At 40.2% G+C, this 23,465-nt stretch carries 24 protein-coding genes and 1 riboswitch; of the genes, 15 read left to right on the forward strand and 9 right to left on the reverse strand.

Annotated features, from left to right (window positions below; all coding sequences use genetic code 11):
* The first annotated feature begins 249 nt into the window (after positions 1–249).
* Positions 250–936, forward strand: a complete 687-nt coding sequence (locus ACO1XM_RS10450) for a PAS domain S-box protein (RefSeq protein WP_486228614.1) — start codon at positions 250–252, stop codon at positions 934–936.
* A gap of 61 nt (positions 937–997) precedes the next feature.
* On the opposite strand, the gene ACO1XM_RS10455 is transcribed toward ACO1XM_RS10450, so the two are convergent.
* Positions 998–1,723 (reverse strand): hypothetical protein, encoded by a 726-nt coding sequence (locus tag ACO1XM_RS10455; RefSeq protein WP_486228616.1) that lies wholly within the window; start codon positions 1,721–1,723, stop codon positions 998–1,000.
* A 238-nt stretch (positions 1,724–1,961) separates the two neighbouring features.
* A riboswitch (TPP riboswitch) is annotated at positions 1,962–2,097 on the forward strand.
* 40 nt (positions 2,098–2,137) lie between these two features.
* Here ACO1XM_RS10455 and pnuC point away from each other — a divergent pair.
* Positions 2,138–2,749 (forward strand): nicotinamide riboside transporter PnuC, encoded by a 612-nt coding sequence (gene pnuC / locus ACO1XM_RS10460; RefSeq protein WP_486228618.1) that lies wholly within the window; start codon positions 2,138–2,140, stop codon positions 2,747–2,749.
* Positions 2,739–3,833: an acyl-CoA dehydrogenase family protein gene (locus ACO1XM_RS10465; protein WP_486228620.1), complete on the forward strand. Its 1,095-nt coding sequence runs from the start codon at positions 2,739–2,741 to the stop codon at positions 3,831–3,833. Before pnuC ends, ACO1XM_RS10465 begins: the two co-directional genes overlap by 11 nt.
* A gap of 37 nt (positions 3,834–3,870) precedes the next feature.
* Here ACO1XM_RS10465 and ACO1XM_RS10470 read toward each other — a convergent pair whose 3' ends face one another.
* Positions 3,871–4,206: a winged helix-turn-helix transcriptional regulator gene (locus tag ACO1XM_RS10470; protein WP_486228622.1), complete on the reverse strand. Its 336-nt coding sequence runs from the start codon at positions 4,204–4,206 to the stop codon at positions 3,871–3,873.
* Positions 4,207–4,317: 111 nt separating this feature from the next.
* Between ACO1XM_RS10470 and ACO1XM_RS10475 the strand changes: the two genes are divergently transcribed.
* The 4 genes from ACO1XM_RS10475 to ACO1XM_RS10490 all read left to right on the forward strand — a co-directional run bounded on the left by ACO1XM_RS10475 (position 4,318) and on the right by ACO1XM_RS10490 (position 8,752).
* Complete coding sequence (locus ACO1XM_RS10475) at positions 4,318–4,707, forward strand: DoxX family protein (RefSeq protein ID WP_486228624.1); 390 nt, start codon at positions 4,318–4,320, stop codon at positions 4,705–4,707.
* Between the two features lie 9 nt (positions 4,708–4,716).
* Positions 4,717–5,589, forward strand: a complete 873-nt coding sequence (locus ACO1XM_RS10480; protein ID WP_486228626.1) for a pirin family protein — start codon at positions 4,717–4,719, stop codon at positions 5,587–5,589.
* A 185-nt stretch (positions 5,590–5,774) separates the two neighbouring features.
* Complete coding sequence (locus ACO1XM_RS10485) at positions 5,775–6,128, forward strand: PadR family transcriptional regulator (protein ID WP_486228628.1); 354 nt, start codon at positions 5,775–5,777, stop codon at positions 6,126–6,128.
* Positions 6,129–6,136: 8 nt separating this feature from the next.
* A complete protein-coding gene (locus ACO1XM_RS10490) occupies positions 6,137–8,752 on the forward strand; it encodes an ABC transporter permease (protein ID WP_486228630.1) in 2,616 nt (871 codons plus the stop codon).
* 359 nt (positions 8,753–9,111) lie between these two features.
* On the opposite strand, the gene ACO1XM_RS10495 is transcribed toward ACO1XM_RS10490, so the two are convergent.
* A complete protein-coding gene (locus tag ACO1XM_RS10495; protein ID WP_486228632.1) occupies positions 9,112–9,795 on the reverse strand; it encodes a septal ring lytic transglycosylase RlpA family protein in 684 nt (227 codons plus the stop codon).
* A gap of 111 nt (positions 9,796–9,906) precedes the next feature.
* Here ACO1XM_RS10495 and guaB point away from each other — a divergent pair, with 111 nt between their 5' ends.
* Positions 9,907–11,379, forward strand: coding sequence for an IMP dehydrogenase (gene guaB / locus ACO1XM_RS10500; protein ID WP_486228634.1), 1,473 nt, complete (start codon positions 9,907–9,909; stop codon positions 11,377–11,379).
* A 160-nt stretch (positions 11,380–11,539) separates the two neighbouring features.
* Here the strand turns inward: guaB and ACO1XM_RS10505 are convergent, their stop codons facing one another.
* From ACO1XM_RS10505 to ACO1XM_RS10515, 3 genes are all read right to left on the reverse strand, one after another.
* Positions 11,540–11,962, reverse strand: a complete 423-nt coding sequence (locus tag ACO1XM_RS10505; protein WP_486228636.1) for a hypothetical protein — start codon at positions 11,960–11,962, stop codon at positions 11,540–11,542.
* Entirely contained in the window at positions 11,943–12,386 is a 444-nt protein-coding gene (locus ACO1XM_RS10510) for a hypothetical protein (RefSeq protein ID WP_486228638.1), read from the reverse strand. The genes ACO1XM_RS10505 and ACO1XM_RS10510 overlap by 20 nt, the downstream gene beginning before the upstream one ends.
* 231 nt (positions 12,387–12,617) lie before the next feature.
* The gene (locus ACO1XM_RS10515) at positions 12,618–14,063 is read right to left on the reverse strand and encodes a sensor histidine kinase (RefSeq protein ID WP_486228641.1); all 1,446 of its coding nucleotides are present in this window, start codon (positions 14,061–14,063) and stop codon (positions 12,618–12,620) included.
* 134 nt (positions 14,064–14,197) lie between these two features.
* Here ACO1XM_RS10515 and ACO1XM_RS10520 point away from each other — a divergent pair, with 134 nt between their 5' ends.
* Positions 14,198–14,596 (forward strand): hypothetical protein, encoded by a 399-nt coding sequence (locus ACO1XM_RS10520; protein ID WP_486228643.1) that lies wholly within the window; start codon positions 14,198–14,200, stop codon positions 14,594–14,596.
* Here ACO1XM_RS10520 and ACO1XM_RS10525 read toward each other — a convergent pair.
* Positions 14,565–15,368: a UbiA prenyltransferase family protein gene (locus tag ACO1XM_RS10525; protein WP_486228645.1), complete on the reverse strand. Its 804-nt coding sequence runs from the start codon at positions 15,366–15,368 to the stop codon at positions 14,565–14,567. The two genes, ACO1XM_RS10520 and ACO1XM_RS10525, sit on opposite strands and share 32 nt — an antisense overlap.
* Positions 15,369–15,619: 251 nt before the next feature.
* Here ACO1XM_RS10525 and polA point away from each other — a divergent pair, with 251 nt between their 5' ends.
* The 6 genes from polA to ACO1XM_RS10555 all read left to right on the forward strand — a co-directional run bounded on the left by polA (position 15,620) and on the right by ACO1XM_RS10555 (position 21,949).
* Entirely contained in the window at positions 15,620–18,322 is a 2,703-nt protein-coding gene (polA, locus tag ACO1XM_RS10530; protein WP_486228647.1) for a DNA polymerase I, read from the forward strand.
* A gap of 104 nt (positions 18,323–18,426) precedes the next feature.
* Positions 18,427–18,831 (forward strand): helix-turn-helix domain-containing protein, encoded by a 405-nt coding sequence (locus tag ACO1XM_RS10535; RefSeq protein ID WP_486228649.1) that lies wholly within the window; start codon positions 18,427–18,429, stop codon positions 18,829–18,831.
* Positions 18,832–19,040: 209 nt separating this feature from the next.
* Complete coding sequence (locus ACO1XM_RS10540; protein ID WP_486228651.1) at positions 19,041–19,556, forward strand: hypothetical protein; 516 nt, start codon at positions 19,041–19,043, stop codon at positions 19,554–19,556.
* A 273-nt stretch (positions 19,557–19,829) separates the two neighbouring features.
* A complete protein-coding gene (locus ACO1XM_RS10545) occupies positions 19,830–20,453 on the forward strand; it encodes an HD domain-containing protein (protein ID WP_486228653.1) in 624 nt (207 codons plus the stop codon).
* A gap of 74 nt (positions 20,454–20,527) precedes the next feature.
* The gene (locus tag ACO1XM_RS10550; protein ID WP_486228655.1) at positions 20,528–21,043 is read left to right on the forward strand and encodes a hypothetical protein; all 516 of its coding nucleotides are present in this window, start codon (positions 20,528–20,530) and stop codon (positions 21,041–21,043) included.
* Positions 21,044–21,130: 87 nt separating this feature from the next.
* A complete protein-coding gene (locus ACO1XM_RS10555; RefSeq protein WP_486228657.1) occupies positions 21,131–21,949 on the forward strand; it encodes a tetratricopeptide repeat protein in 819 nt (272 codons plus the stop codon).
* A gap of 229 nt (positions 21,950–22,178) precedes the next feature.
* Here the strand turns inward: ACO1XM_RS10555 and ACO1XM_RS10560 are convergent, their stop codons facing one another.
* Together ACO1XM_RS10560 and ACO1XM_RS10565 are read right to left on the reverse strand one after the other, a co-directional pair.
* Positions 22,179–22,556, reverse strand: a complete 378-nt coding sequence (locus ACO1XM_RS10560) for a DUF5367 family protein (protein WP_486228659.1) — start codon at positions 22,554–22,556, stop codon at positions 22,179–22,181.
* Position 22,557: 1 nt separating this feature from the next.
* Positions 22,558–23,406, reverse strand: a complete 849-nt coding sequence (locus ACO1XM_RS10565) for an NmrA family NAD(P)-binding protein (RefSeq protein ID WP_486228661.1) — start codon at positions 23,404–23,406, stop codon at positions 22,558–22,560.
* Between the last annotated feature and the right edge of the window lie 59 nt (positions 23,407–23,465).

A 23,465-nucleotide genomic window follows, 5' to 3' on the forward strand; every position in this document is an offset into this window, starting at 1 on the left:
GCCAGTCTTAGACAACACTAGTCTATCATGGTTTAAGATGATGAAAAAATAATCTTTCAAAGATTGGCAGCTGATAAGGAGTTGCTCTTCAAAGAAGAAGTATATGGCAGATCGTCATACTATTTCCATATCTCAACATAAATTGCGACCACTTCTGTAAATGAAGATACAAGCCGCGAAATAATTGCGCTCGATCAAAAAGGCAAATCAGATTATGTTTATCTTTAGATATCCAAGCCCATCCACCCCATGAACAATGACCATTGTACAGAACCCGATATTGCCCTAAAAAAAATACACGAAGAACTACTGACGTCCCGCCAAATATTGAAAGCTATCTTCGATAGCATCAAGTCTTCAATATTTTTAGTTGCCGATGATTATCGGATAATCTTTTTTAATAAATGGGCTCGCGATGGCAGCAAGCTCTTGTATAATCGCGACATGGTGATTGGCGATAGCCTGTTGAATTACAGGCAAGAAGGAGATGAAGCTATTTTTGAAGCATTCAAAACAAATTTCGAACAAACTATTCATTCAAAAGAACCCATCATCAGCGAGCGTGAAATGCATTACGCACAGATGAGTTTTTGGGTACGATCGGAATATACACCTGTATACGCAGACGATGGTAAGTTGATTGGCGTGTTGCTCAATGTTCATAACATCAGCGACCGAAAGGAAATCGAAATCCTCAATGAAGAAAAGCAGATTCAGCTCAGGCGCATAGCCTGGTCGCAATCTCACGAAACCAGGCAACCGCTGGCCAGTCTGCTTGGGCTCGTCAGTATTCTTGACAAAGAATCAATGACCACAGAAAATAAAGAAATTATCAAGTTGTTAGAAGAAACAGCTGCCAAACTTGAGGAAGTCATTCACCAAAATGTGATCCGCGCCAACATACACCTGCAGGAGCAAAGTGAAAAAAGAATTTGAAAAGGGCGGAATCCCGTTTGCTTGATTCTTTAGTAAAAGAAATAATAAGCTGACCTGAAAATCACTTATAAACAATAATCCCGTCCAAGGACTTTTTTCTGTTGATGAAATCAGGGTAAGGTAATTCAAGTTCGCATAGATTGCCTTTGATAATTGCTCCGGGTATGGTGGTACTTTTAACTTTGCCAGGTAGGTGGTAAATAGTTTTAACACGGGCTGTGGCGAACATCATCTTGCTCATGCTCTCCGCCAATTTGTGTTCTTCTTTGACTTCTTTAGGCTCAATGAAAACTGTAGTTCTCTGTATAGATTTTTTTGTTTTGCTAAAAGTAGTCTGGTATCCTAAAAAACCCGAAGTCATTTCTTTATTCACACCACCCTTTCCATAACGCTGAATGTCCTCTTGAAACTGACTTATCTCTTCCAGGTTGGCAAAGGGGAAATGAAGTGTTACTTGAAATATTCCAGCCTCCTCATCTCCTTTAAGCTGCAAGTGAGCCTTCTCTACTAAATGTGGATACCGCAACGTTGCTCTGACGGAATCCTTCATGTCACTAAAATAGATGATGGAATCAAACTTCTCTTGCAAAAAACTAGATGAATCCTGATTTGCAGCGTCCAGTCTGCCAATAAGCATTTCCTTCATATCCATTACTGCGCTTAAATCCATTGTCAATAAAAATTTCCCAGATCCATCTTTGTTTAAAAAGATTTCTTCAATAATGGTGATGCAACTGGTAAGAGAGAAAACAGAAACGATGCAGAGAAAATAAAATAGTCTTTTCATAGGCGAATTTCAATGGCTTGCAAAGGGTGATCTTACAATGTAAGAATCATCGGGCAAGTATAATACTATCCCAAATGTAACAAATATCATTACATTCTTGAGTTAGTGGAAATGGTCATCTATCCATCAGCATTCCTATTTCAACACATTTCTTCCTCAATACTTAACATTAATAACAAAAAGTTAAACCTACTTCTCGTTCTTGTTAACAAATAAAAAATTTGTGCTTACCTTCGACCCATTGCTCAAGGGGTGCCTGGTTGGTTCAGCAATCAACTGAAATAAAGGCTGAGATTATACCCTTTTGGAGACCACAAGCTCCTGTAAACCTGATCTGGATAATGCCAGCGTAGGGAAAGAGATTACCAGTAAGTATGTTCTGTACTTCTTGGGCAATAACTTAATTATTGCCTTATGAAATTGATCAATGAACTATTGAGCTATCTTAAAATTGATGCCATTCAATTGGCGGTATTGGTTTTTGGTGTAACTGAAGTCTTGCTTGCACGGGCCAATAATGTGTGGCTTTATCCCGCAGGTATAATTGCCACCACGCTTTCTATCTACAGCTTATATCAGGTAAAGCTTTATGCAGAATGCTTACTGCACATGTACTACCTGGTGATGAGTGTGTACGGCTGGTATTACTGGCAGGCAAAACAGCAAGGCAACAGGGTAAACATTACTTTCAATACACATAAAGACTGGTACATCACTATAGGTATTGTTGCTTTTGGCTGGCTGTTGCTTTACTTTTTTCTTATTCATTTTACGGCATCTGAAAATCCCATTTGGGATTCGTGGGTAAGTGCAACAGGTTGGGCTGGCATGTGGTTACTCGCCAGGCGTAAAGTCGAAAACTGGCTTTTACTTAACATTTCAAATGCTTTTGCTATACCATTATTATTTACAAAAGGGCTTACACTTTTTGCAGTGCTTACACTCATACTTTTTGTTGTAGCCTGTAAAGGTTATTTAGATTGGACTGCAACGGCTCGTAAACAATCAAGACTCCATGGCATATAACATACACCATCCATCTTCCATTATAGATAAGCAACTCATTACAATACTGCGCACACTTGCACCTGATGCCGAACAAATGGCTATGCTACATCCGGCACAACTCAATATTATATACGAGCACCAATGGTTCAAATTATTTGTGCCTTCTGAATTTGAAGGACTCCAGCGATCCTTACCGGAAGCATTAAAACTTGAAGAGGCCTTAAGCTGGGTAGACGGAAGTCTGGGATGGGTAGTTACCCTTTGTGCAGGTGCCGGGTGGTTTATTGGTTTTATACCACAGTCTATTGCCGAATCGCTTTTTAAAAACGAAGAGCTATGCATTGCCGGTAGTGGCGCAATAAATGGTTATGCAGACTTGACTGAAAACGGTTTTGTTTTAAATGGTTCATGGCCTTATGCTTCGGGTGCCTTGCATGCAACCGCTTTTACGGTTAATTGCTTCATCCGAAAAAATAATGAGCAAGTTTACCATGGAGACGGCACACCACAAATAGCTACTTTCATTCTGCACAGCAGTGAAGTGGCATTAATGAAAACCTGGAAGACCATGGGAATGCTGGCTACCGGAAGTCATGCTTTTAAAGTTACTGATCTGACAGTACCTGTTAATCGTTCATTCATCATTGATACTGATCATCTTGTATTAGATAGTCCCGTATATCAATATCCTTTTCTACAACTTGCAGAAACAACCCTTGCCGTAAACATGTCAGGTATGGCGTGTCGCTTTATTGAATTAATTGAACATGAAATTGCGCTAAAAAATTTTAAATCGCCTGCAGGTGATTTAAAAAGAGAACATGCTTTACAGGAACTGCATCATTCAATCAATCAGTCGAGGAGCGTTTTTTTTGAAACCGTAATCGCATCCTGGGAAATACTGGAAGCAAAGAAAATAATTCAAATAGATCTCTTAAAGGATATCAGTCGTGTAAGCCATGATTTGGTACAAACAGCGAAGTCCTGCATGCATATACTCTATCCTTATGGCGGATTAAAAGCTGCAACTTCCGACTCTGAAATGAATCGTGTATGGCGAAATTTCTACACTGCTTCGCAGCATACTTTGTTCAACAAGTAAATAAATGCAGCTTAGTAGAAATGCAATAAGGTAGGTTTTATTCCGCAAAAATTTTATTCCGGTGTTCTTGTCCCCATTTCTCCATGGCAATTAATACGTCCTTTAATGTTTCGCTGTAAGGTGTAAGGGCATACTCCACGGTTACTGGTTTCGTATCACAGACAGTGCGCGTAATCAAACCATTCATTTCCATTTCCTGTAACTCCTTCGACAGTATGCGTGGTGTTATACCTGCCTCTCTTGACAATTCTCTGAAGCGCCTTTTACCGCTAAACAGAATTCTAATCAGTACCAATTTCCATTTGCCCCCCACTACATCTAATGTGTCGCGTATGGCGAGCATGGCTTTGTTGCAAGATTCTTTTGTATGCATAGTATCCTTTTTGTAACCGCTATCCTTTGGGTAACTGCTATGTTTTAAGGAACAGATTACAAAAGCATATCGTTCGGATAGGAGTTTACATTTTACTAAAAAACTATAATCATGACACAAAAAATAATCAAAACAAGTGGTTGGGTATTGACTATTGTATTAGCCCTGCTATTCACTTTTAGTGCTTACCTTAAATTAAGTCAAAATGAATCGGCACTGGCACAAGCCGCATCGATAGGTCTTGACGCTGGCACCTATCGGTTTATAGGATTGATCGAACTTATTTCAGTAGTGCTCTTCATTATACCCCGAACAGGCGTACTGGGTTCGTTATTACTGATTGCCTATATGGGCGGTGCCATCGTAACCCATCTTGAACACCAGCAGCCTATCGTTGTGGCGCTTACTGTACAAATACTCATTTGGATAACCGTGGCGCTGCGCTTTCCTGAGTTATTACAACGTCTGTTATCCGGAGGAGTAAGTATGCAACGCAACTAAATTACAGCGATGAAAAACAGATTTATATCAAAAATAAAAACAAGTAGTTTTCATCAGGGCTTTTTAGGTGAAGGGCATCAGGCAGCAGCCATTATAGATGGTCAGCATTTTTCGGAAACCGATCCTTTTATATTGCTCATGGATGATCAATTAGATTTACCCGGGCATGAACCTGCGGGCGGGCCACATCCACATGCTGGTTTCGAAACCGTTACACTCGTATTGCAGGGAAATGATAAAGAATGGAAAACGGGAAGTCTGGAATTAATGACTGCCGGAAAAGGAATAATCCACACAGAGGAAATCAAAACAAAAACTCAGATGCGCATTCTTCAGCTGTGGTTAGCCTTACCACCCGATCAACGTTGGGCTGAACCCAGGCTTCAACAGCTGTTGCTTGAAAATGTGCCTACCCTGAAAACAGATAAAAGTGAAATTCGTGTGTATAGTGGCAGTAGTCATGGGTTAACGTCTCCCCTACAAAACTACACACCTTTTACGCTGGTAGATTTTAATTTAAAGGACGATGTAAGTGCGGTACAACCACTTACTTATGCAACAGCTTTCATCTATGTGCTTAGCGGTAGTTTATGGGTTGGAGATACAAAAGTAGTAGCTGGTCAATCTGCCTGGATGGAAAAATCTGTGATTGATGATCGCCATGAAATTACTTTTAACACTAAAGACGAGGGTGCTCGATTTATTTTATATGCAGGAACGCCACACCATGCACCTATAGTTAGTCATGGACCATTTATAGGTAATACTCAGGATGATATTAAAAGGCTCTACACCGAATACCACCGGGGAAAGATGCCACACTTGAATGATTTGCCTGAGAGCAGTAAAATTTACCATAACACTTTACATACAAATGTGTAATTGAAAACCTGGCTTTACAGATGATGATATTTGTAAAGTCAGGTTCTTAAATTACTTTAAAATTTTGCACGCCAGCGATCCATTTTGTACGGATGCGAACACATTACACCAGCTTATATTCTGCTAAATGCAAAATTTTAATGATTAAAGTTTTGGCATGATTATTATTCCTACATTTAGATAATATGAAAAATTATCAACTGGGCGAGTTTGAAGAGATCGTCATACTTACTGTTTGCATATTAAATAGTGAGGCCTACAGCGTGGCCATTAAAGATGAAATTGAATCCAGACTGGCAAGAACGGTAAGTATGGGCGCACTCCATACTGCACTGAAAAGACTTGAAGAAAAGGGTTACTTGAAATCATTTGCAGGCGAGAGCACGGAGGACAGGGCTGGCCGTCCAAGACGTTATTTTGAAATTACGGCTTTAGGAAAAAAAGCGATGCGTTATAGCAAGCAAACCAGAGATGAACTCTGGAACGCCATTCCTACTGTTATCCTGGATTCAAAACTTACGAAGGCAGTGCTTGCTTAAAATCCTTTATGAAAGCAAGACCCCCCTTATTTGCACTTCGCTTTTTCCAATGGTATTGCCAGCCGGAGCTGGCAGATTATATCGAAGGCGATTTGATGGAGGTATATGAAAGACGTATCAAAAATTACAGTAAGCTAAAAGCAGATTTACTTTTCATTGTTGATGTGTTATTGCTTTTTCGCCCTGGCATCATTCGTTCAATGGATCAGTCTCCAAAATTTTATCACAGTATTATGCTCAAGAATAATTTAAAACTAGCCGTACGCAATCTTTGGAAAAATAAGGTTGCCACCATTATTAATGTATTTGGTTTAACTGCAGGCATTACCTCTGCCTTGCTAATTACCTTATTTATTTATCATGAAATGAGCTTTGATGCCTTTCAGCCGAATAAGGATAGAATTGCACGCGTAGTTATGGAATACGGTTTTGAAGGCAGTACTGATAAATCCAGGGGTACATTTACCAGCACAAAAGTAGCGCCTGTATTTTCACGAACCTTCCCTGAGGTGGAAAAGGGTATACGCATGACAGATGCTGATATGATTGTGAAGCTGAATAATGAGCCGATGCTGGAAAGCAATTTCATGTTTGCAGATTCGTCCTTCTTTCAGGCTTTTGCTTATGATATGCTGGAGGGTAATCCTGCCACGGCATTAAACGGACCCGAAAAAGTTGTACTTACTGCGTCTACCGCATTTAAATACTTTGGGAATGAATCCGCTGTAGGAAAAACTTTATTGGTCGGTAATAAAAGTACCCCCTACGAAGTAACCGGAGTCTTACGTGATTATCCCTCCACCTCACAAATTAAATTTGATTTCCTCGCCTCTTTCTCCTCATTAAAAGCCAATCAGGAAGAAACATATTTCAATGCCAATTACACAACCTACCTGCTACTGAACAACGAACGTGCTTTTGCTCCCTTGCAGGAAAAACTGCATCCCTTTATGGAAAATGAAATGAAGGGTAGTGGAGCCTTTATTCGTTTCTACCTAGAGCCCTTCACAGAAGTTCACCTGCGTTCTCCTTATCCTGACTTTACAGGCAGTATCAGCATCACTTATTTATACACACTCGGTGGTGTGGCCCTACTGATTATGGTTATTGTATGTTTTACCTATATCAATCTAAGTACAGCAAAATCAATAGAGCGTGCACGTGAAGTAGGCATTCGTAAAGTTTCGGGTGCAGTGCGTTCACAGTTATTCTGGCAATTTATTGGTGAAGCTTTTGTATTGAGCGGCCTCGCTGTACTGGTTAGTATAGCACTAGCCACTACTTTACTACCTGCATTTAACGAACTTATTAATAAAGAGCTTGACCTTGCCCATCTCTTCACGCCATCATTTCTGGCAGGCATACTGGCTGCTACATTCTTGCTGAGTCTTGTTGCCGGATGTTACCCTGCCATAATTTTATCAAAAATGCAGCCGGCACGCGTACTAAAAGGCGTTTTTAAAAATTCTTCTTCCGCTAAAATATTACAGCAATCACTTACTGTTTTTCAGTTTGCTATTTCTGTATTTCTTATCATCGCCACTGGTATTATTCAAGGGCAACTCAGTTTTATTCAAAATCAAAAATTGGGCTATGATCGCGAACATGTAGTTACACTTTCGGTTGGGTGGAATACTTCGCATAATCAAATGGTGACCTTGAAGAACGAACTAAAAACTAACGCCAACATTATACATGTCTCACGCTGTGCCAGCACACCAGTCAATATTTCCAGTGGTTACAGCATGCGATTACCATCCATGCCTGAAAATGAAATTATCGCCACCAATGCCAATCCCGTAGATGAGGGTTATATTAAAACAACAGGCTTGCAATTAATTGCCGGAACGGATTTTACTGAAGAGCAAGTGGCGGGTACGATTGATATGGACTGGGAAAAAACTCAGTTCTATTATATCCTCAACGAAAGTGCTGTAAAACGTTTGGGATTTAACTCGCCTGAAGAGGCAATAGGAAGAGAAATGATACTCAACAGTCCTGGAAAAATTGTTGGGGTTATCAAAGATTTCAATTTTCAGTCCCTGCGCACAAACATACAGCCTCTGGTTTTATTTACGGCCTCGTGGGGTAATCGTTTTATGGTAAAAGTAAAGGGCGATGACATGGCGGGTACACTTGCATTTCTGCAAACAAAGTGGAAACAATTGTTGCCTAACAGACCTTTTGATTACGGCTTTCTGGATCAGGAGTATGAAAAAATGTATCGCAGCGAAGTACAGCTGGGCAAAATGATGAATTTGTTTGCCAGCATAGCCATCATTCTTGCTTGTCTTGGTTTGTTTGGTCTATCTTCTTTTATGATACAACAACGCAGCAAAGAAATAAGCGTTCGAAAAGTATTGGGTGCCTCTACATGGAACTTATTGAGTATTCTATCCAACAACTTTGTTCGACTGGTTTTACTTGCTATCGTCATTGCTACACCACTCGCTTACCTCTTGATGAAACAATGGCTGGATGGGTTTGTGTATAAAATCGGTTTAGAAGCTTGGCTCTTTGCCGCAGCGGGTATGGCTACACTCCTGATTGCTTTACTAACGGTTAGTATACATGGTATGCGTGCTGTGGTGGAGAACCCGATAAAGGGATTGAGATCGGAGTAAGATGCATCTACTTATGCCACACAATGGTCTAAGCTGAACATCTAATAAGCGCTAATCGGTTTGGATATTAGTAGTTTCAAAAAAGTAGTGCTTCTATAAAAGAGATTATCCGTCAGACAGCTGAAAGCAGAAATGAACAGCTGTCTGACGGATTTTAATATTATCAAATTTTCAAATCAATCAGCACATCAACGAATTATTACACCACCATATCAGTTCAGATTGCTTCGTCAACGCTTCCCATGCACGCTGCTGTTTCTTCGCAATGACAGTACACTGGTTTCAAATTATCAAATCATCAAATTTTCAAATCAATCAGCATATCAGCACATCAACGAATTAACGAATCAGCACATCAATTACAATCTCCCAAAATCTACAATAAATGCATCTGGAAATTTACCTTTTACGCTGGCCCTGAATTGCTCAGCCTTGGCACGAGAAGGAAACTGACCGAGTACGAGGCCATAATATTTTACACCATTAAGCACCTTTACCTGTACCGTTACTTTTTTCTGATACGACTTCTTTAAATTATCTGTCAGTCGCATCAGATTAACCAACTCCTGGTAAGTGGCAATCTGCACACCAAAACCTGATGGTTTGCTTCGTTCCACTTCAAAAGTGTAAAACTCCTTTTCCTCCACCACTACATTACCAATGGGCCTTGGGGTATCACTTGTTTTGCCATCCCCTGCATCAATCACTTCAACCTTAACTTCGGCAAGACCCTGGTTGATAAAGCCGAGTTTTTCTGCTGCAGACTTAGACAAGTCAATAACGCGATCCTCTACGTAAGGTCCCCGGTCGTTGATCACCACCTCTACACTTTTATTGTTACTGGTATTGGTAACACGCACTTTCGTACCAAAGGGCAAAGTCTTGTGCGCAGCGGTTAGCTTGTTGTGCTTATACTTTTCACCACTGGCTGTAGGGCGGCCTTCAAACTTATCGGCATAAAAAGATGCCTTGCCGGTTTGAACCTGTGCAAATAAAATCGATGCAACTAAAGATAATACAATAGAAAAAGCTGTTTTTTTCATAAAACAAGATTTGTTGAGTAAAAATAAGCATTGATTTGTTGCTTCATTGGCTTATTGCAGAATTAAGTCTACTTTTGCCCTGCAAATAACAGATCGTAAATATTATTTGCTATGGCGCTAGACAGCACCAAATTCCTTTTTGAAGCCCTCACATACGATGACGTGCTTCTTGTTCCGGCCTACTCCGAAGTACTGCCGCGCGAAACAGACACCACCACCAAACTTAGCCGCAACATTCAGCTGAACATACCCATTGTATCTGCTGCTATGGATACGGTAACGGAGGCCGAGATGGCCATTGCCATGGCTTTGGAGGGAGGACTTGGCTTCATTCATAAAAATATGAGTATAGAAGCACAGGCTGATCAAGTACGAAAAGTAAAACGTTCGCAGAGTGGTATGATCCTCGATCCGATCACACTGCTGATCAACTCGACTGTACGTGATGCTGAAAAAATTATGCGTGAGTATAAAATCGGGGGCATTCCTGTTATTGATGGTAATGGAAAGCTGTTAGGCATTATTACAAACCGCGACCTGCGTTTTCAAAAGGACATGAGCATTCCTGTTGAACAGATCATGACTAAAGAGAACCTGATCACCGCTCCGGAAGGGATTACACTCGAAAAGGCTGAAGTGATTCTTCAGCAATACAAAATCGAAAAACTTCCTGTGGTTAATAAGAAGGGCAAACTGACAGGTCTTGTTACTTATAAAGACATTCTTAAAAAGAAAAATAAACCCAATGCCTGCAAAGATAAATTTGGTCGTTTGCGTGTAGGGGCAGCGGTGGGCGCCACTGCTGATGTATTAGATAGAATTGAAGCACTTAAAAATTCCGGAGTAGATATTATCAGTATTGATACAGCACACGGACATTCTAAAGGTGTGATGGACGCAGCCAAGCGTGTAAAGAAAAAATATCCTGAACTGGATCTTATCGTAGGTAACATTGCCACGGGTGAAGCAGCAAAAGCTTTAGTAAAAGCTGGCGCAGATGCTGTAAAAGTTGGCGTGGGCCCAGGTAGTATTTGTACAACACGCATTGTTGCTGGTGTGGGTCTTCCTCAGTTATCGGCTGTATACGAAGCTGCAAAAGCATTAAAGGGCTCTGATGTACCCGTGATTGCTGATGGTGGTATACGTTTCTCTGGTGATTTAGTAAAAGCCATTGCTGCTGGTGCCAATAGCATTATGGTTGGCTCTTTACTTGCTGGTACAGAAGAAGCACCGGGTGAGATGATCATTTTTGAAGGTCGTAAGTTTAAGGCTTATCGTGGTATGGGTTCTTTGGAAGCCATGGACGATGGATCGAAAGACCGTTACTTCCAGGATGTGGAAGATGATATTAAGAAGTTGGTACCTGAAGGAATCTCCGGACGCGTAGCCTATAAAGGACAAGCTTCCGAAATCTTGTATCAGATGGTTGGCGGACTTAAAGCAGGTATGGGCTACTGTGGTGCCAAAAACATTGAAAAGTTGAAACAAGCCAAGTTTATTAAAATTACATCAGCTGGTGTTACAGAAAGCCATCCGCATGATGTAACCATTACACGCGAAGCACCGAACTATAGCAGGAAATAAACTGAACTTACTGGCCCCACACCTCCAGTTCTCTCCAAAGGAGAGGATGATTAAAGAGACCGCTTACACGTAGCCGTTTCGGCAAAGGCGGGGCAATAAAAAAGGAAACCTGTACAATTCGCACTGTACAGGTTTTTTTATTGAGAGAGTTGAAAACTAATTAAAGTGCCAGCACAGATTTGCTTTTCAGCCAGGTACGCGCCTCGCGCATGTCCTCGAAGGTAGAGAATTCAATCTGATCCGACTGCGATATCATTTCTCTTACAGCAAAACGGGTAAACTTACTTTTGGGTAATACAATCGCCCAAAACTTCACCCCCATGCTTTCAATTTCTGGAAGCACACTTTGTTTAAAGAACTCAACATCAATATCCAAAATCGGGCCAGCTTGCCGGCTGTCTGTTAATAAATGGAGTAGATCAAAGTTTTTTATTTCCTGATGGAGTAACTCCAGCCTTTTTACCTGTACCAGCTGAAAATGTTCACTAAACTTGGGCAAACCCTGTGCGGTAGCTTTTACACAGGGAACCTCATCATCTAATTCAATAGTAACGTAATCGTCCCTATAAAACTGTTTCACCATAGAAACGCTTATTTTTTTCGGATCTTTTATTATTTACGGCCTGTAAAGCCTCCTCAAACGTATTGAATACACCCACTTTTTGGGGATCAAGGCCTTTTAAGACTTCTTCCAACGAAAATTGCGAGAAAAGGTTTTTCGGTTTTACATAAGCCTTATACTGTAGTCCGTTTTGAAACTGCTTGGGCAGGTAACTATTATAGTACAAGTACAGGGCTTCAATCGATATAGGTTGTGATTCTGAGAGGTTGGAGATACCGTAAACCTCTCGATATTCGCCCGAAAGTTTTTTTACCAATTTAAGATATGCCTCACTCATTTCTTTAAAGCGTGTTAAAGAAGGGATGTGATACATGGTAGCAAAAATGCAAGGTGAGTAGCCATCGCTCCATACCTTAGCAAAGTCCTCGTCAAATACTACGTTCATATTATCATTTCAAATTTCAAACTCAATATTTAAAATTGGCGATGTGTTCTTATCCTCTTCTCAAATCCATCAACATACAAACGAATCACCTTATCAGCACAGATTGCTTCCTCACCCAAACGCTCTGCCCCTGCTTCGTTCATCGCAATGACAGATTTCTTTATTATCAAATCCTCAAATCAATCAGCACATCACCGAATAAACGAATCAGCACATCAACTCATCAGCACATCAACTCATCAACGTTGGTAGCTCTACAAAAAAGGTTGTCCCCATTTTTATCTGCGATTTCACACTGATCTTGCCTCCTAATTTATCTACCATGGCCTTGGTAATAAACAAACCAAGTCTCGTACCCTTCGCCTGAATCGTAGCTCTGAAGAACATACCAAAAATCTGATCGATATAAGCCTGATCAATACCTAAACCATTGTCTTCTACGGTTAGCAACATTTGCTGTGCATCGGCTGCTACACTGATTTTTACAAACGGAGGAGTTGCTTGTGGATTGTGATACTTGAGTGCGTTAGAAATAATATTTCTTAAAATCGTTCTGAAACGCACTACATCTGTAGTAAATACAGCATCACCACTTACATCCAGGTAAGCATGCACCTGGTTGTACTGATGATGAAACTCTTTAAGCAAGGCACGCACTTCTGTTTCAATGTGTATGCTCTCAGCTGTAGGTTCTGTTTTATTGTTATAAGTAATCGATACAAGGTCCTTCAACAAACCATCCAAATGATGTACCCGCTCATTAATCAGTTGTGCATAGTTTTTAATCAGGGGTGATGGCTCATCTAAGTGAATCAGGTTCACCAATCCTAAAATTGTGGTTAATGGTGAACGTAAATCATGCGAGGCATGGTAGATGAATTGATCCAACTCATGGTTAAGTTTCTGCAATTCCGTTACCTGACGTTTGCTCTCGGTTATATCAATCAGAATGCCCTCTACAAAACCCTGCTCAGCAAAATAGCGACAGCTGATGCCCACCCATTTTTCATTACGATCTGTATTTGAAATCTGGAATTCAAAATTCTCAACCTTTGCCTGGTCATATAAAGTCTGGCATAGTACAGCGCAACGATCGGCCTCTATAAACAAATCCTGAAAACTAAGATCACCTGATTCGTCTCTTTCTAAAATTTCAACTGCTTTTTCATTTAGCAGTAAAATGCGAAGGTCCTTCATCCTAAACTTAAAAATGCCTGTGTAGGCATTGTTGAAAAGATTCAGGTACTCGTCTTTAATTCTTTTAACACGGTGGTTGTAGAGTGCTTTATGGGTGGTGTCTTTTAAAACCACACGAAAACCAGTATGGATACCGTTGTCATCTTGCAGTCTGTTGATTTTCATTTTGGCCCAAAACCTGGCATTGCGTTTTTTAACGCGCCAATCGCTAAGCACCAATTGACCTTGTGCTGCTGCCAGGGCCAGTTCTGCTTCCGGCTTTGCTAACTCCCGGTCTTCGGAACTATAAAAAAGTGAAATATGATTGCCGATAACCTCCCACTCTTCATAGCCAGTGATGTTAACCACCTCCAGGTTGCTGCTGATAATTAGCCCTTCTTTATTGAGAATAAACTCTTCAAAGCCTCTTAAAATGTTAAAAAGGGATTTGTCCTTTTCAATGTTTAGGGAAGCATTTTCCCTGGTTAACGAATTGTACATGAATGAATACTTAATCAAAGCCACCTCCGACCTTTCTGCCGATGAATCGCTTTTGTAACGAAAAAGTAAACCTAATGTTTACATTTTATTACATTTTTGTGTTTATTTGTAACCTTTTAATTTACAAGTGTCACATGAGTGTTAACCTTAATCAATCTAAATCAGTTCATATTGGCGAGCTCATTCAGCAGGTTTTCGAGCAAAAAGGCAGTAAACTCTCTGATTTCGCAGAGCAATTAGGCACTGTACGCCAGAATGTTTACAGGATTTTTAAGAAGCGTCACCTCGACACGGGCTTATTGCTGCGCATATCGCAGGTGCTGGAGCATAACTTTTTCCAATACTATTGTCAGGAAGGTGAGCAGGACTCATTAAAGGATTTGCAGCTTACCAAACTGAACGATGACTTAAACCTGGCCACAAAGGAGATCAGCTATTTGAAAAAAATTATTGCTTTAATGGAAGAGCGAGCCGAGCTGGTTCAACAGGTGGAGAAAGAACTTACAAAAGAAAATAAAGCAGTGGAAGCATAAAGGCTGCATCGCCAAACAAACGATAACGTTCATGCTTGATAAAAAACACGGGGAAACTGATCAGTATCAACTGTACGGCAATCATAAAGAAAATCAGTAACGCTGCAGTCTTGTCATTTTCCATCCAGCACAATCCAAAACCAACATGGCCAATTAACCATACTACAATTTTAATCCTGTTTTTGCCAAGCGTAATGGCTATTGACTTAAAGCCATCCTGCTGATCCTTCTCATAATCGTACCAGGAGAAAACCAGCAAATTAGCAAGTGCACTCAGCATAAACATTGTGATACTAGCCAGTGGAATTGCCTGCCACGATAAACTTGTTACCATAAACGAGGGTAGCAATACGCCACAGGTGTACAAGATACTGATTAAGATTTCCTTCGGGATTTTCAGGTAACGATGTAACAACAAATAAAGCGCCACCGCACCCATCAACAACAAGCCTCCATACAATACCTGTACACGTATAAAAAACAATAATACAATCACGACAACAATTGCGAGTAGCACCGCAGACAATAGTCTATTGAAATGTAGTTGATGAAAGCGATGCCGCGTTGTAGCTGCTGAGCCTCTTACCTCTTTTGCGTCAAGCAAATGATCTGTGGTGTAGATGATCCAAACACTGAGCGCCAGTGCTGCAATACCATAAGGCAGCAATGTTACCTGTAGCATGTTGGCAAACATTAATGCACCACACACTGAGCCCAACATAACGTCTATACTCAAAGTATTCAGCAATCTGTAAAACTTTACCAGCTTCATCTTGCCGCTAAGATAAACTATACTATTGTCCGACTGAAATTTAACACCTTAAAGCAAGCACTTGATTTCTTGATTCAATTGTCTCTCTCTGATGGAGAGAGGAAGGAGTGAGGCCAATAAGCAAATATCAAGAAAATCTAGTGCTTGAAGATAATCTACATTTTAGTAGTAACTTATACTAAACTATAAGTCTTGTTTGTTCGGATTGTGAATTAATTGTGATAATTTTCTGATCCATTTCCATACAAGTTATGAGCGAAAAGAAACTATTCCTGTTGGATGCCTACGCCCTGATCTACAGAGCACATTTTGCTTTTGTGAAAACGCCTCGCATCAATTCCAAGGGCATTAATACCTCTGTACCCTTTGGTTTTACCAATACGCTGCTGGAGGTGTTGTTTAAACAGAAACCAACACACATTGGCATTGCCTTCGATACTTCGGCACCTACTTTTCGTGATGAGATTTTTACAGAATATAAAGCCAATCGCCAGGAAACACCCGAAGACATCCGCAGTGGTGTACCCACCGTTAAAGAAATTATTCGTGGCTTCAATATTCCTATTCTGGAGTTAGATGGCTACGAGGCTGATGATGTGATCGGCACTATATCCAAAAAAGCTGCAGCCCAGGGTTTTGAAGTATACATGATGACACCCGACAAAGACTATGGGCAGTTAGTGGACAAAAATATTTTTTTATACAAGCCTGCTTTTCTCGGCAATACCGTTGACATTATGGGGGAAAAAGAAATCTGTGAGCGATGGGATATTGCTAATGTATCGCAGGTAATTGAAATACTCGGCTTGCAGGGTGATAGTGTTGATAACATTCCAGGCATTCCGGGTTTTGGCCCCAAGACAGCGGCAGAGTTGATTAAAAAATATGGCACCATTGAAAATATCATTGCTAACGCACATGAATTAAAAGGCAAGAAAAAAGAACTGGTAGAACAATATGGAGAACAAGCTTTGTTGTCTAAAAAGCTGGCCACTATTTTTACAGAAGTACCTGTTGAGTTTAATGAAGAAGACCTGGTCTACACCGGACCTGATAAAGAAAAACTAAAACCAATTTTTGATCATCTTGAATTTAAAACATTAGCAGCGCGTGTCTTCACTGATGGTAATGCTCCGGCTACCATTAAGGCTCCGGAAACTTCCCAGCTTTCTATGTTTGGTGGTGGTGAAGCAAATGATCAACAGACGAATACTGGATCACAAAGTTTTGATGCGAGTAAGGTAACATACAAAACAGTAAGCAGAGAAGATGAATGTCAGAACCTGGCTGATAAACTTAGCAAGCAAAAAGAGTTTTCGCTTGAATTAAGTAAAGAGACTGACGAAAAATTCACACTTGCTTTTTCGATGCAGACTGGTGAAGTGAATTATATACCATTCACAAAAGCAGATACTACACTGCCGAAAATTTTTGAAGAAGTATTGTCCAATAAAGCCGTTGGCAAAATCGGTTACAATATTAAATCTACACTCCTCGCTTTAAAAGAGTTTGGCTTAGCAGTTGACGGAAAACTGTTTGATCCGATGATTGCCCACTATTTGATTGAACCTGAAATCGGTCATGATCTTTCTCTACTCAGCGGACAACATTTGCAGTACCAATTGCTGGAAGAAACACACAACTTCACTGAGCGCATCTGCGAACGTGTGGATATTAGTCTGCAACTAAAACAAAAACTGCAACGCGAATTAGAAAAACGTGGCCATGCCCGTTTGATGAGTGATGTAGAAATGCCCCTCCTCAGTGTGCTGGCTGATATGGAATTTGAAGGAGTAAAAGTTGACACAGCAGTATTAGCAAAAATGTCGGAAGAATTGCGTGCGGCTTCTGAAGCAGTGCAAGCAGAAATTTTTAAGCTGGCTGGAACAGAATTCAACATCGGTTCACCAAAACAATTAGGCGAGATTCTTTTTGATAAGATGAAACTCGTTGACAAAGCCAAAAAAACCAAGACCGGACAATATGCCACGGGCGAAGAAGTGTTAGCTACCTTGGCAGATGAACATCCGATTGCTAAAAAAATTCTCGATTACCGCGAGTATGAAAAATTACGCTCTACTTACGTGGATGCCTTGCCTAAACTGATCTCAGTTCGTGATGGCAGAATACATACCGACTACCGACAAGCTGTAGCCGCTACGGGAAGATTAAGCTCTAATAATCCTAATCTACAGAACATACCCATACGTACCGAGAAAGGCAGGGCCATCCGAAAAGCTTTTGTCGCTCGCGATGAAAACTTTTTGTTCATGTCGGCCGATTACTCGCAAATTGAATTGCGCATAGCCGCCTCCTTTGCGAAAGATGAAACCATGATTGAAGCGTTCAAAAATAAACGTGACATCCACGCGACTACCGCTGCTAAAGTTTTTGGTGTACCCCTTGAACAAGTAACGCCCGATATGAGACGCAAGGCCAAGGAAGTAAACTTTGGTATTTTATACGGAAGCACCGCCTTTGGTTTGTCACAGAACCTGGGTATCTCAAGAACGGAAGCCGCAGAAATCATTGAATCCTATTTCAAAGAATTCCCAGGTATTAAGCGCTACATGGACGAGTCGATTAACCAGGCACGCGAGAAAGAATATGTAGAAACGATATTAGGCCGAAGACGCTACCTGCGCGACATCAACTCACGCAACGTAACCACCCGGGGCTTTGCAGAACGCAACGCCATCAACGCACCCATACAAGGCAGTGCAGCAGACATTATAAAAATCGCCATGGTAAACATTCAACAATGGATGAAAAAAGAGCAGGTACGCTCGCGCATGATTATGCAGGTACACGATGAATTGGTGTTTGACCTGCACAAAGAAGAAAAAGACCATGTAAAAGAAAACGTAGTACGCCTGATGAAACATGCCATACAATTAGAAGTGCCTATGGAAGTGGAGGCAGGTGTAGGACTGAATTGGCTGGAAGCGCATTGATTCAATTGACAATTCAGTTTTTCCTCCTCAGCGTTTGCTTCGGGTAACTATGAGGGAGAGAAGTTGTTGTTTTTTACATAGCTCTAAAATTTTATATTTGAATAATGGAAACAAAGCAGGCACGTCACATAGGCCGTAAGATCGGCCGTATTCGAGAATTACTGGGCGTAAAACAGGAGACTTTGGCCGAACAGCTTGGTATAACCCAGCAGGCAGTCAGTAAACTGGAACAAAGTGAACAGTTGGAAGATGCAACGCTGGAACGTGTTTCCAAAGCCCTTGGTGTAAATGCTGAGTCAATTAAAAATTTTACTGAAGAAACTGTTATCAACATTATCTCCAGTACGCTTCATGATAATGCCGGATCATATAACAATAATTGCACACTAAATTTCAACCCTGTTGATAAATGGTTGACTGCACTCGAAGAAAATAAAAAGCTATATGAAGCCCTGCTCCAATCTGAGCGTGAAAAGGTGGCTATGCTAGAGAAGCTACTTAATAAATAGTCATTCACTAATCAAAGATCTTCTTGTCTTATCTCTTTATAAGCATCATTTGTAACGATAGTCCTTGTCCAAGCAGCGTCTCCGAAGGGACGCTGCTTTTTTGAAACCTGTTTCTTACTCTAGAAATGGAAAGATTGTGTGTGGGTATATGCTCCTCTTCAATTGGATGAGTGGCCTCAGACAAAAAAACTTTATTAAAACAATATACTGTGGAAGAGTTTAGAGCCAGCATTTTTGAAAAAACAAAAGAGAAGAGTCGAAAGCGCTTACTATATAACCTTGGCATTTTCGGATCTATTGGTCTCATTTGGGTTTTGTGCCTCACAGGATTTCCTTTCATTGGTTTTAAAACCGCAATAGGCTTTTCAATTGTTGTGCTGGGCATCAAGCTTTATGATGATAAGTATATGGGCATCAGTGCTCACGGAGAAAGGAAAGCTACGCTGGTAGTTACTGAACAATACTTAGAGGTCAGAGATGTAAGAATTCCATTTTCTGAACTGACCAATTTAGTAATCTATGTAGATGAGTATTTAGGTATGCCAAAAGAATTATTTGGTATTCACCATGGTGGTAATAATAAAATTGAGTTCGAACATAAAGGAAGAACTGTCTCGGTTAACTATGTCATAAAGAATAAAAAAGATTATGACAGATTCAGTTTGATGGTTGATCGGATAGAAAAGAATCCAGCGCTGAAACAGAATTTACGCAAACTCTCATAACTAACTGCCATCTTTTTGTCCAAGCAGCGTCTCCAAAGAGACGCTGCTTTTTTGAAATCTGTTTCTCTCGCTGATTATGAAAAAATCTCGCACTTCTCTATGCTCCTCCTTCCCATCGGGAGACAAAGAGCAGATAAGGGTTAAAGGCTATAATCAGAAGGTACAAAACTCTGGTCGCGGGCCCTTTGATCGGGCTTCTTAATGGTAAATCCAACACAGCAAAGAGAGCAAAATGTTAAATTGCGATTGAAATAATCTAACCAGGCACGAAGCATGCTCCTCAAACAAACATTCATAACGCTTGTCACAAACTACACGAGCGACAAAGAACAGTGGGAGCAGTTATGGCTTGAAATCGAGAAGAACTACACGAACAAAAAAAGATATTATCATACCTTAGCCCATCTCGATAATTTATTGTTGCAACTGACTCAAGTAAGGGATAAAATACAAAACTGGGAAGCAATCCTATTTACACTTTATTATCACGATATCATTTATAATCCATTACGGTCCGATAATGAAGAAAAAAGTGCCAAGCTGGCCGTTCAGCGAATGAAACAAATTGGTGTCCCCACTCAAGTTATTGAACTTTGTCAAGAACAAATTCTGGCCACGAAATCACATATTGCGTCATTGAATAGCGATACAAACTATTTTACAGATGCCGATCTTTCTATATTGGGTCAGGGCTGGGAAGCTTACTCACATTATTATAAAGCTGTACGAAAAGAGTATGGTATCTATCCCGACCTCATCTATAATCCAGGACGTAAAAAAGTACTCAATCATTTTCTAGCAATGGATAGGGTTTTCAAAACGAAATTTTTCCATGGTAAATTTGAAGAAAGTGCAAAATCAAATCTCTTAAGAGAAATAAGTCTACTCAATGAGTGATATAGGCTCTTTGTTGAGTTACACCAAGAAATTAAATTAGTATTTTAGTTACCAATAGTAAAACTAAGGTTAACATGAAGAACTTCCTTTCCATATTCATTTTATTAACTACGCTTTACGCCTGTGCACAAACGCAAGAGCAGCAAAACAATTATCCCCAGCAAGTAGGCGACATCTACTTCGATGCAAAAATTGATGATTCAACCTTTAAGGTTTGTGACGAAACACAGGTCTTTCAATATTATAACTTTGGTAAAGGGCTGAATTACAAAGGAGAGAAAATAAAAATCAATGAACATTTTAGAGCTGGTTTTAAACCAAATGATGCTATCCCTGAATCTGGCTATCTCACCATCCGTTTTATCATTAACTGTAAGGGGGAAAGCGGCAGATTCAGGGTGTTGGGCATGGACACTGATTACAAAGAGAAAGTATTTAGCGAACCCTTAACTAAGCAGCTTCTAGAACTAACAAAACAATTAGACGGCTGGATAGTGGGTGAGTTTGAAGGAGAAGGAATAGCCTTTGATTATTACCAATACCTGACATTCAAAATTGAAAATGGCAAGCTTATCGAGATCATGCCATGAAATCACGTGTAAAAAAATAAGTTGATCAACATAATAATTGAATAGTCATTTCATACATTCCTAAAACAGAAAAATAGACAATAACATATGAAAAAATATGTATTTACTTTTCTAGTGACTGCTCCCCTCTGCACGATTGCTCAGATTAATTGCAATGTATACAAAATGGAAAACAACCAGGTTTGTTATGAAGCCTGTATAATCGCTACAGAAGAAACTTACGGACAAGGTACGAGGGGATCGCAGCTAAAATTCGATCAGGCTATAACGCTCTGTCCGAATTTTGCTTACGCGTATTTCGAAAAAGCGGTGCCCTACTTAAAGCGTGGTGATTTTGTTACTTACAGAAGACTGATTGATAAAGCTGTTAAATTAAGTCCAATGGAATATCTAGGATACAGGGGCTGGGCCAGGTATCAATTTATCAGAGATTATAAGGGTGCGATCAGTGATCTTGAAAAACTGGATTCATTATCTCCGCATGACATTGGCTATTCTATTAATGGTGATTACCAGCTGAATTTTGCCAAAGCATTATGCTATAAAGCCCTTGGTCAAAAAGCAAAAGCTCTTGAAATAATGGAACAGCAATTGGCTAAACAAAACTATTCACCTATGACATACGATTATCTCCATGTTGGGGTTTTAAAAATGGAGCTGGGTGATTTGGATGGTGGAATCGTTTATCTTAAAAAATCAATTGCCTATAATGAGTACCTAGCTGAACCTTATTATTATCTGGCACTTATCTACAAAAAAAAGAAATCGATAAAAGATTTCATGGAGAATATGGAAAAGGCCAAAACACATTATCTGAAAGGTTATAGACGATTTGATCCATACACACATCCGATGGATAAAATTTATCTGGCAGATATAGAAAGAGAACTTAAGACCTTTGACTGACTATTGATTGAAAACCAGAGATCATTCAACGCTTCGTTCATAGCAATGTCGCGTACTCTTCGAAGTATCTTTGAGATGACTTCTGATAAATGTTTTGCAAATATCTTTTCAGTTGCCCTCGTTATGGGCAAGAACAACTGAAAAAATACCTCTTATCATCGAATTGTATTGCTCAATTATAGCCTCATACATGTTACCGTAACATCGTAATTAACAAACTGTTTACCTGCTACTTAATTCTCAATCTCCAAAAGAGATACACTACTATCATGTTTATCAGGACCAACATCCAGAGCAAAGGGCTCGTAAAAAAACTCTGGTAACTTCTTCCGGCTGGTATTTCAAAAAAAGGAACTGTGATAAGGGCATCCAATACAAGCGCAGTAGCTGAAATGATCAGTCCTATTTTTATACCATGATGTTTATCACCCTTGTTATAGTACAAAGTTGCTCCCAATGTGGAGTAAGCAAGCATGAGTATCGCCACCACAATTGTTTGTCGCTGCAGTGAATTCTGAATGCCCGGAATGCTGCTTAACGTTTCGAATGTAATGATCAACAATATCCAAACGATAAGACCAGATCTTATTGCTCTAAGGTAATTCATACTATTCAGCTGTATTTAAAGTTGCTGAACGCCAAACACCAGTGCTGACCGTGTTTTTCACATACTCTGAAAAGTCTTTTGCTTTTCTGCCAAGCACCTTTTCGATATCATTTTTCACACTGGCATTTCTTCCATCCAGCACTTCAGTAAAAAGATAATTCGCCAGCCAAATGTGATCCTCCGGCACCTGGTATTGACGAAGCATATCTGTGTATTCATACAAAGAAAGTGCCTGAAAGGTAATGTCCCTCCCCGTAGCCTTTGCTATTTCTGAAACGGCTTGCTGAAAAGTCAACAGTCGCGGTCCTGTCAGTTCATAAGTTTGTTTGTTATGTTTTTCATCCAACAGACATTGCACGACAACATCCGCAATATCATCTGCATCGGTAAATGGCTCTAATGCCTCTGCACGTGGCAATGCCACATGACCAGCCAAAAGGGGATCCAGGAAAATACTCTCACTAAAGTTCTGGTTAAACCAGCTTGCTCGAACAATAGTCCATTCATTGGCATTTTGTTTTACAATCTCTTCACATACCTGCGCTTCTTTCTCCCCACGACCAGACAGCAACACCATTTTTTTTGCTCCCATTCGTGAAGCCTGTGTGGTAAAGTTTCGGATAAGGGAAGGTGCAGCAGGAACAGCCAGATCGGGTTGAAATGTGATATACACAGTGTCAATGTCTTTGACTGCTTCATTCCAGGTACTGGCGTTCTCCCAATCAAAGGAAGGCTGTGCCGCGCGCGAACCGATACGAACATTACTCACTCCGGATTGCTTTAATCGTTCCGCAACCCTGCGACCGGTTTTTCCTGTTCCACCAAGCACTAAAATTTTCTTTTCTTTCATACAAATGTCTTTTAGTAAAATACTTTATACAAAGTTGTACTTGTATTTACCGATTGATT

The sequence above is a fragment of the Chryseotalea sp. genome, assembly GCF_057350905.1.

What these genes read in the sequence shown, in the direction of transcription:
- ACO1XM_RS10520 (WP_486228643.1), top strand. Translation starts at nt 14,198, where the DNA reads ATGAGTGTTAACCTTAATCAATCTAAATCAGTTCATATTGGCGAGCTC.
- ACO1XM_RS10455 (WP_486228616.1), bottom strand. Translation starts at nt 1,723, where the DNA reads ATGAAAAGACTATTTTATTTTCTCTGCATCGTTTCTGTTTTCTCTCTT.
- ACO1XM_RS10495 (WP_486228632.1), bottom strand. Translation starts at nt 9,795, where the DNA reads ATGAAAAAAACAGCTTTTTCTATTGTATTATCTTTAGTTGCATCGATT.
- ACO1XM_RS10535 (WP_486228649.1), top strand. Translation starts at nt 18,427, where the DNA reads ATGGAAACAAAGCAGGCACGTCACATAGGCCGTAAGATCGGCCGTATT.
- ACO1XM_RS10515 (WP_486228641.1), bottom strand. Translation starts at nt 14,063, where the DNA reads ATGTACAATTCGTTAACCAGGGAAAATGCTTCCCTAAACATTGAAAAG.
- ACO1XM_RS10545 (WP_486228653.1), top strand. Translation starts at nt 19,830, where the DNA reads ATGCTCCTCAAACAAACATTCATAACGCTTGTCACAAACTACACGAGC.
- ACO1XM_RS10480 (WP_486228626.1), top strand. Translation starts at nt 4,717, where the DNA reads ATGAAAAACAGATTTATATCAAAAATAAAAACAAGTAGTTTTCATCAG.
- ACO1XM_RS10490 (WP_486228630.1), top strand. Translation starts at nt 6,137, where the DNA reads ATGAAAGCAAGACCCCCCTTATTTGCACTTCGCTTTTTCCAATGGTAT.
- ACO1XM_RS10560 (WP_486228659.1), bottom strand. Translation starts at nt 22,556, where the DNA reads ATGAATTACCTTAGAGCAATAAGATCTGGTCTTATCGTTTGGATATTG.
- polA (WP_486228647.1), top strand. Translation starts at nt 15,620, where the DNA reads ATGAGCGAAAAGAAACTATTCCTGTTGGATGCCTACGCCCTGATCTAC.
- pnuC (WP_486228618.1), top strand. Translation starts at nt 2,138, where the DNA reads ATGAAATTGATCAATGAACTATTGAGCTATCTTAAAATTGATGCCATT.
- ACO1XM_RS10550 (WP_486228655.1), top strand. Translation starts at nt 20,528, where the DNA reads ATGAAGAACTTCCTTTCCATATTCATTTTATTAACTACGCTTTACGCC.
- guaB (WP_486228634.1), top strand. Translation starts at nt 9,907, where the DNA reads ATGGCGCTAGACAGCACCAAATTCCTTTTTGAAGCCCTCACATACGAT.
- ACO1XM_RS10450 (WP_486228614.1), top strand. Translation starts at nt 250, where the DNA reads ATGAACAATGACCATTGTACAGAACCCGATATTGCCCTAAAAAAAATA.
- ACO1XM_RS10565 (WP_486228661.1), bottom strand. Translation starts at nt 23,406, where the DNA reads ATGAAAGAAAAGAAAATTTTAGTGCTTGGTGGAACAGGAAAAACCGGT.
- ACO1XM_RS10510 (WP_486228638.1), bottom strand. Translation starts at nt 12,386, where the DNA reads ATGAACGTAGTATTTGACGAGGACTTTGCTAAGGTATGGAGCGATGGC.
- ACO1XM_RS10465 (WP_486228620.1), top strand. Translation starts at nt 2,739, where the DNA reads ATGGCATATAACATACACCATCCATCTTCCATTATAGATAAGCAACTC.
- ACO1XM_RS10475 (WP_486228624.1), top strand. Translation starts at nt 4,318, where the DNA reads ATGACACAAAAAATAATCAAAACAAGTGGTTGGGTATTGACTATTGTA.
- ACO1XM_RS10505 (WP_486228636.1), bottom strand. Translation starts at nt 11,962, where the DNA reads ATGGTGAAACAGTTTTATAGGGACGATTACGTTACTATTGAATTAGAT.
- ACO1XM_RS10525 (WP_486228645.1), bottom strand. Translation starts at nt 15,368, where the DNA reads ATGAAGCTGGTAAAGTTTTACAGATTGCTGAATACTTTGAGTATAGAC.
- ACO1XM_RS10555 (WP_486228657.1), top strand. Translation starts at nt 21,131, where the DNA reads ATGAAAAAATATGTATTTACTTTTCTAGTGACTGCTCCCCTCTGCACG.
- ACO1XM_RS10485 (WP_486228628.1), top strand. Translation starts at nt 5,775, where the DNA reads ATGAAAAATTATCAACTGGGCGAGTTTGAAGAGATCGTCATACTTACT.
- ACO1XM_RS10470 (WP_486228622.1), bottom strand. Translation starts at nt 4,206, where the DNA reads ATGCATACAAAAGAATCTTGCAACAAAGCCATGCTCGCCATACGCGAC.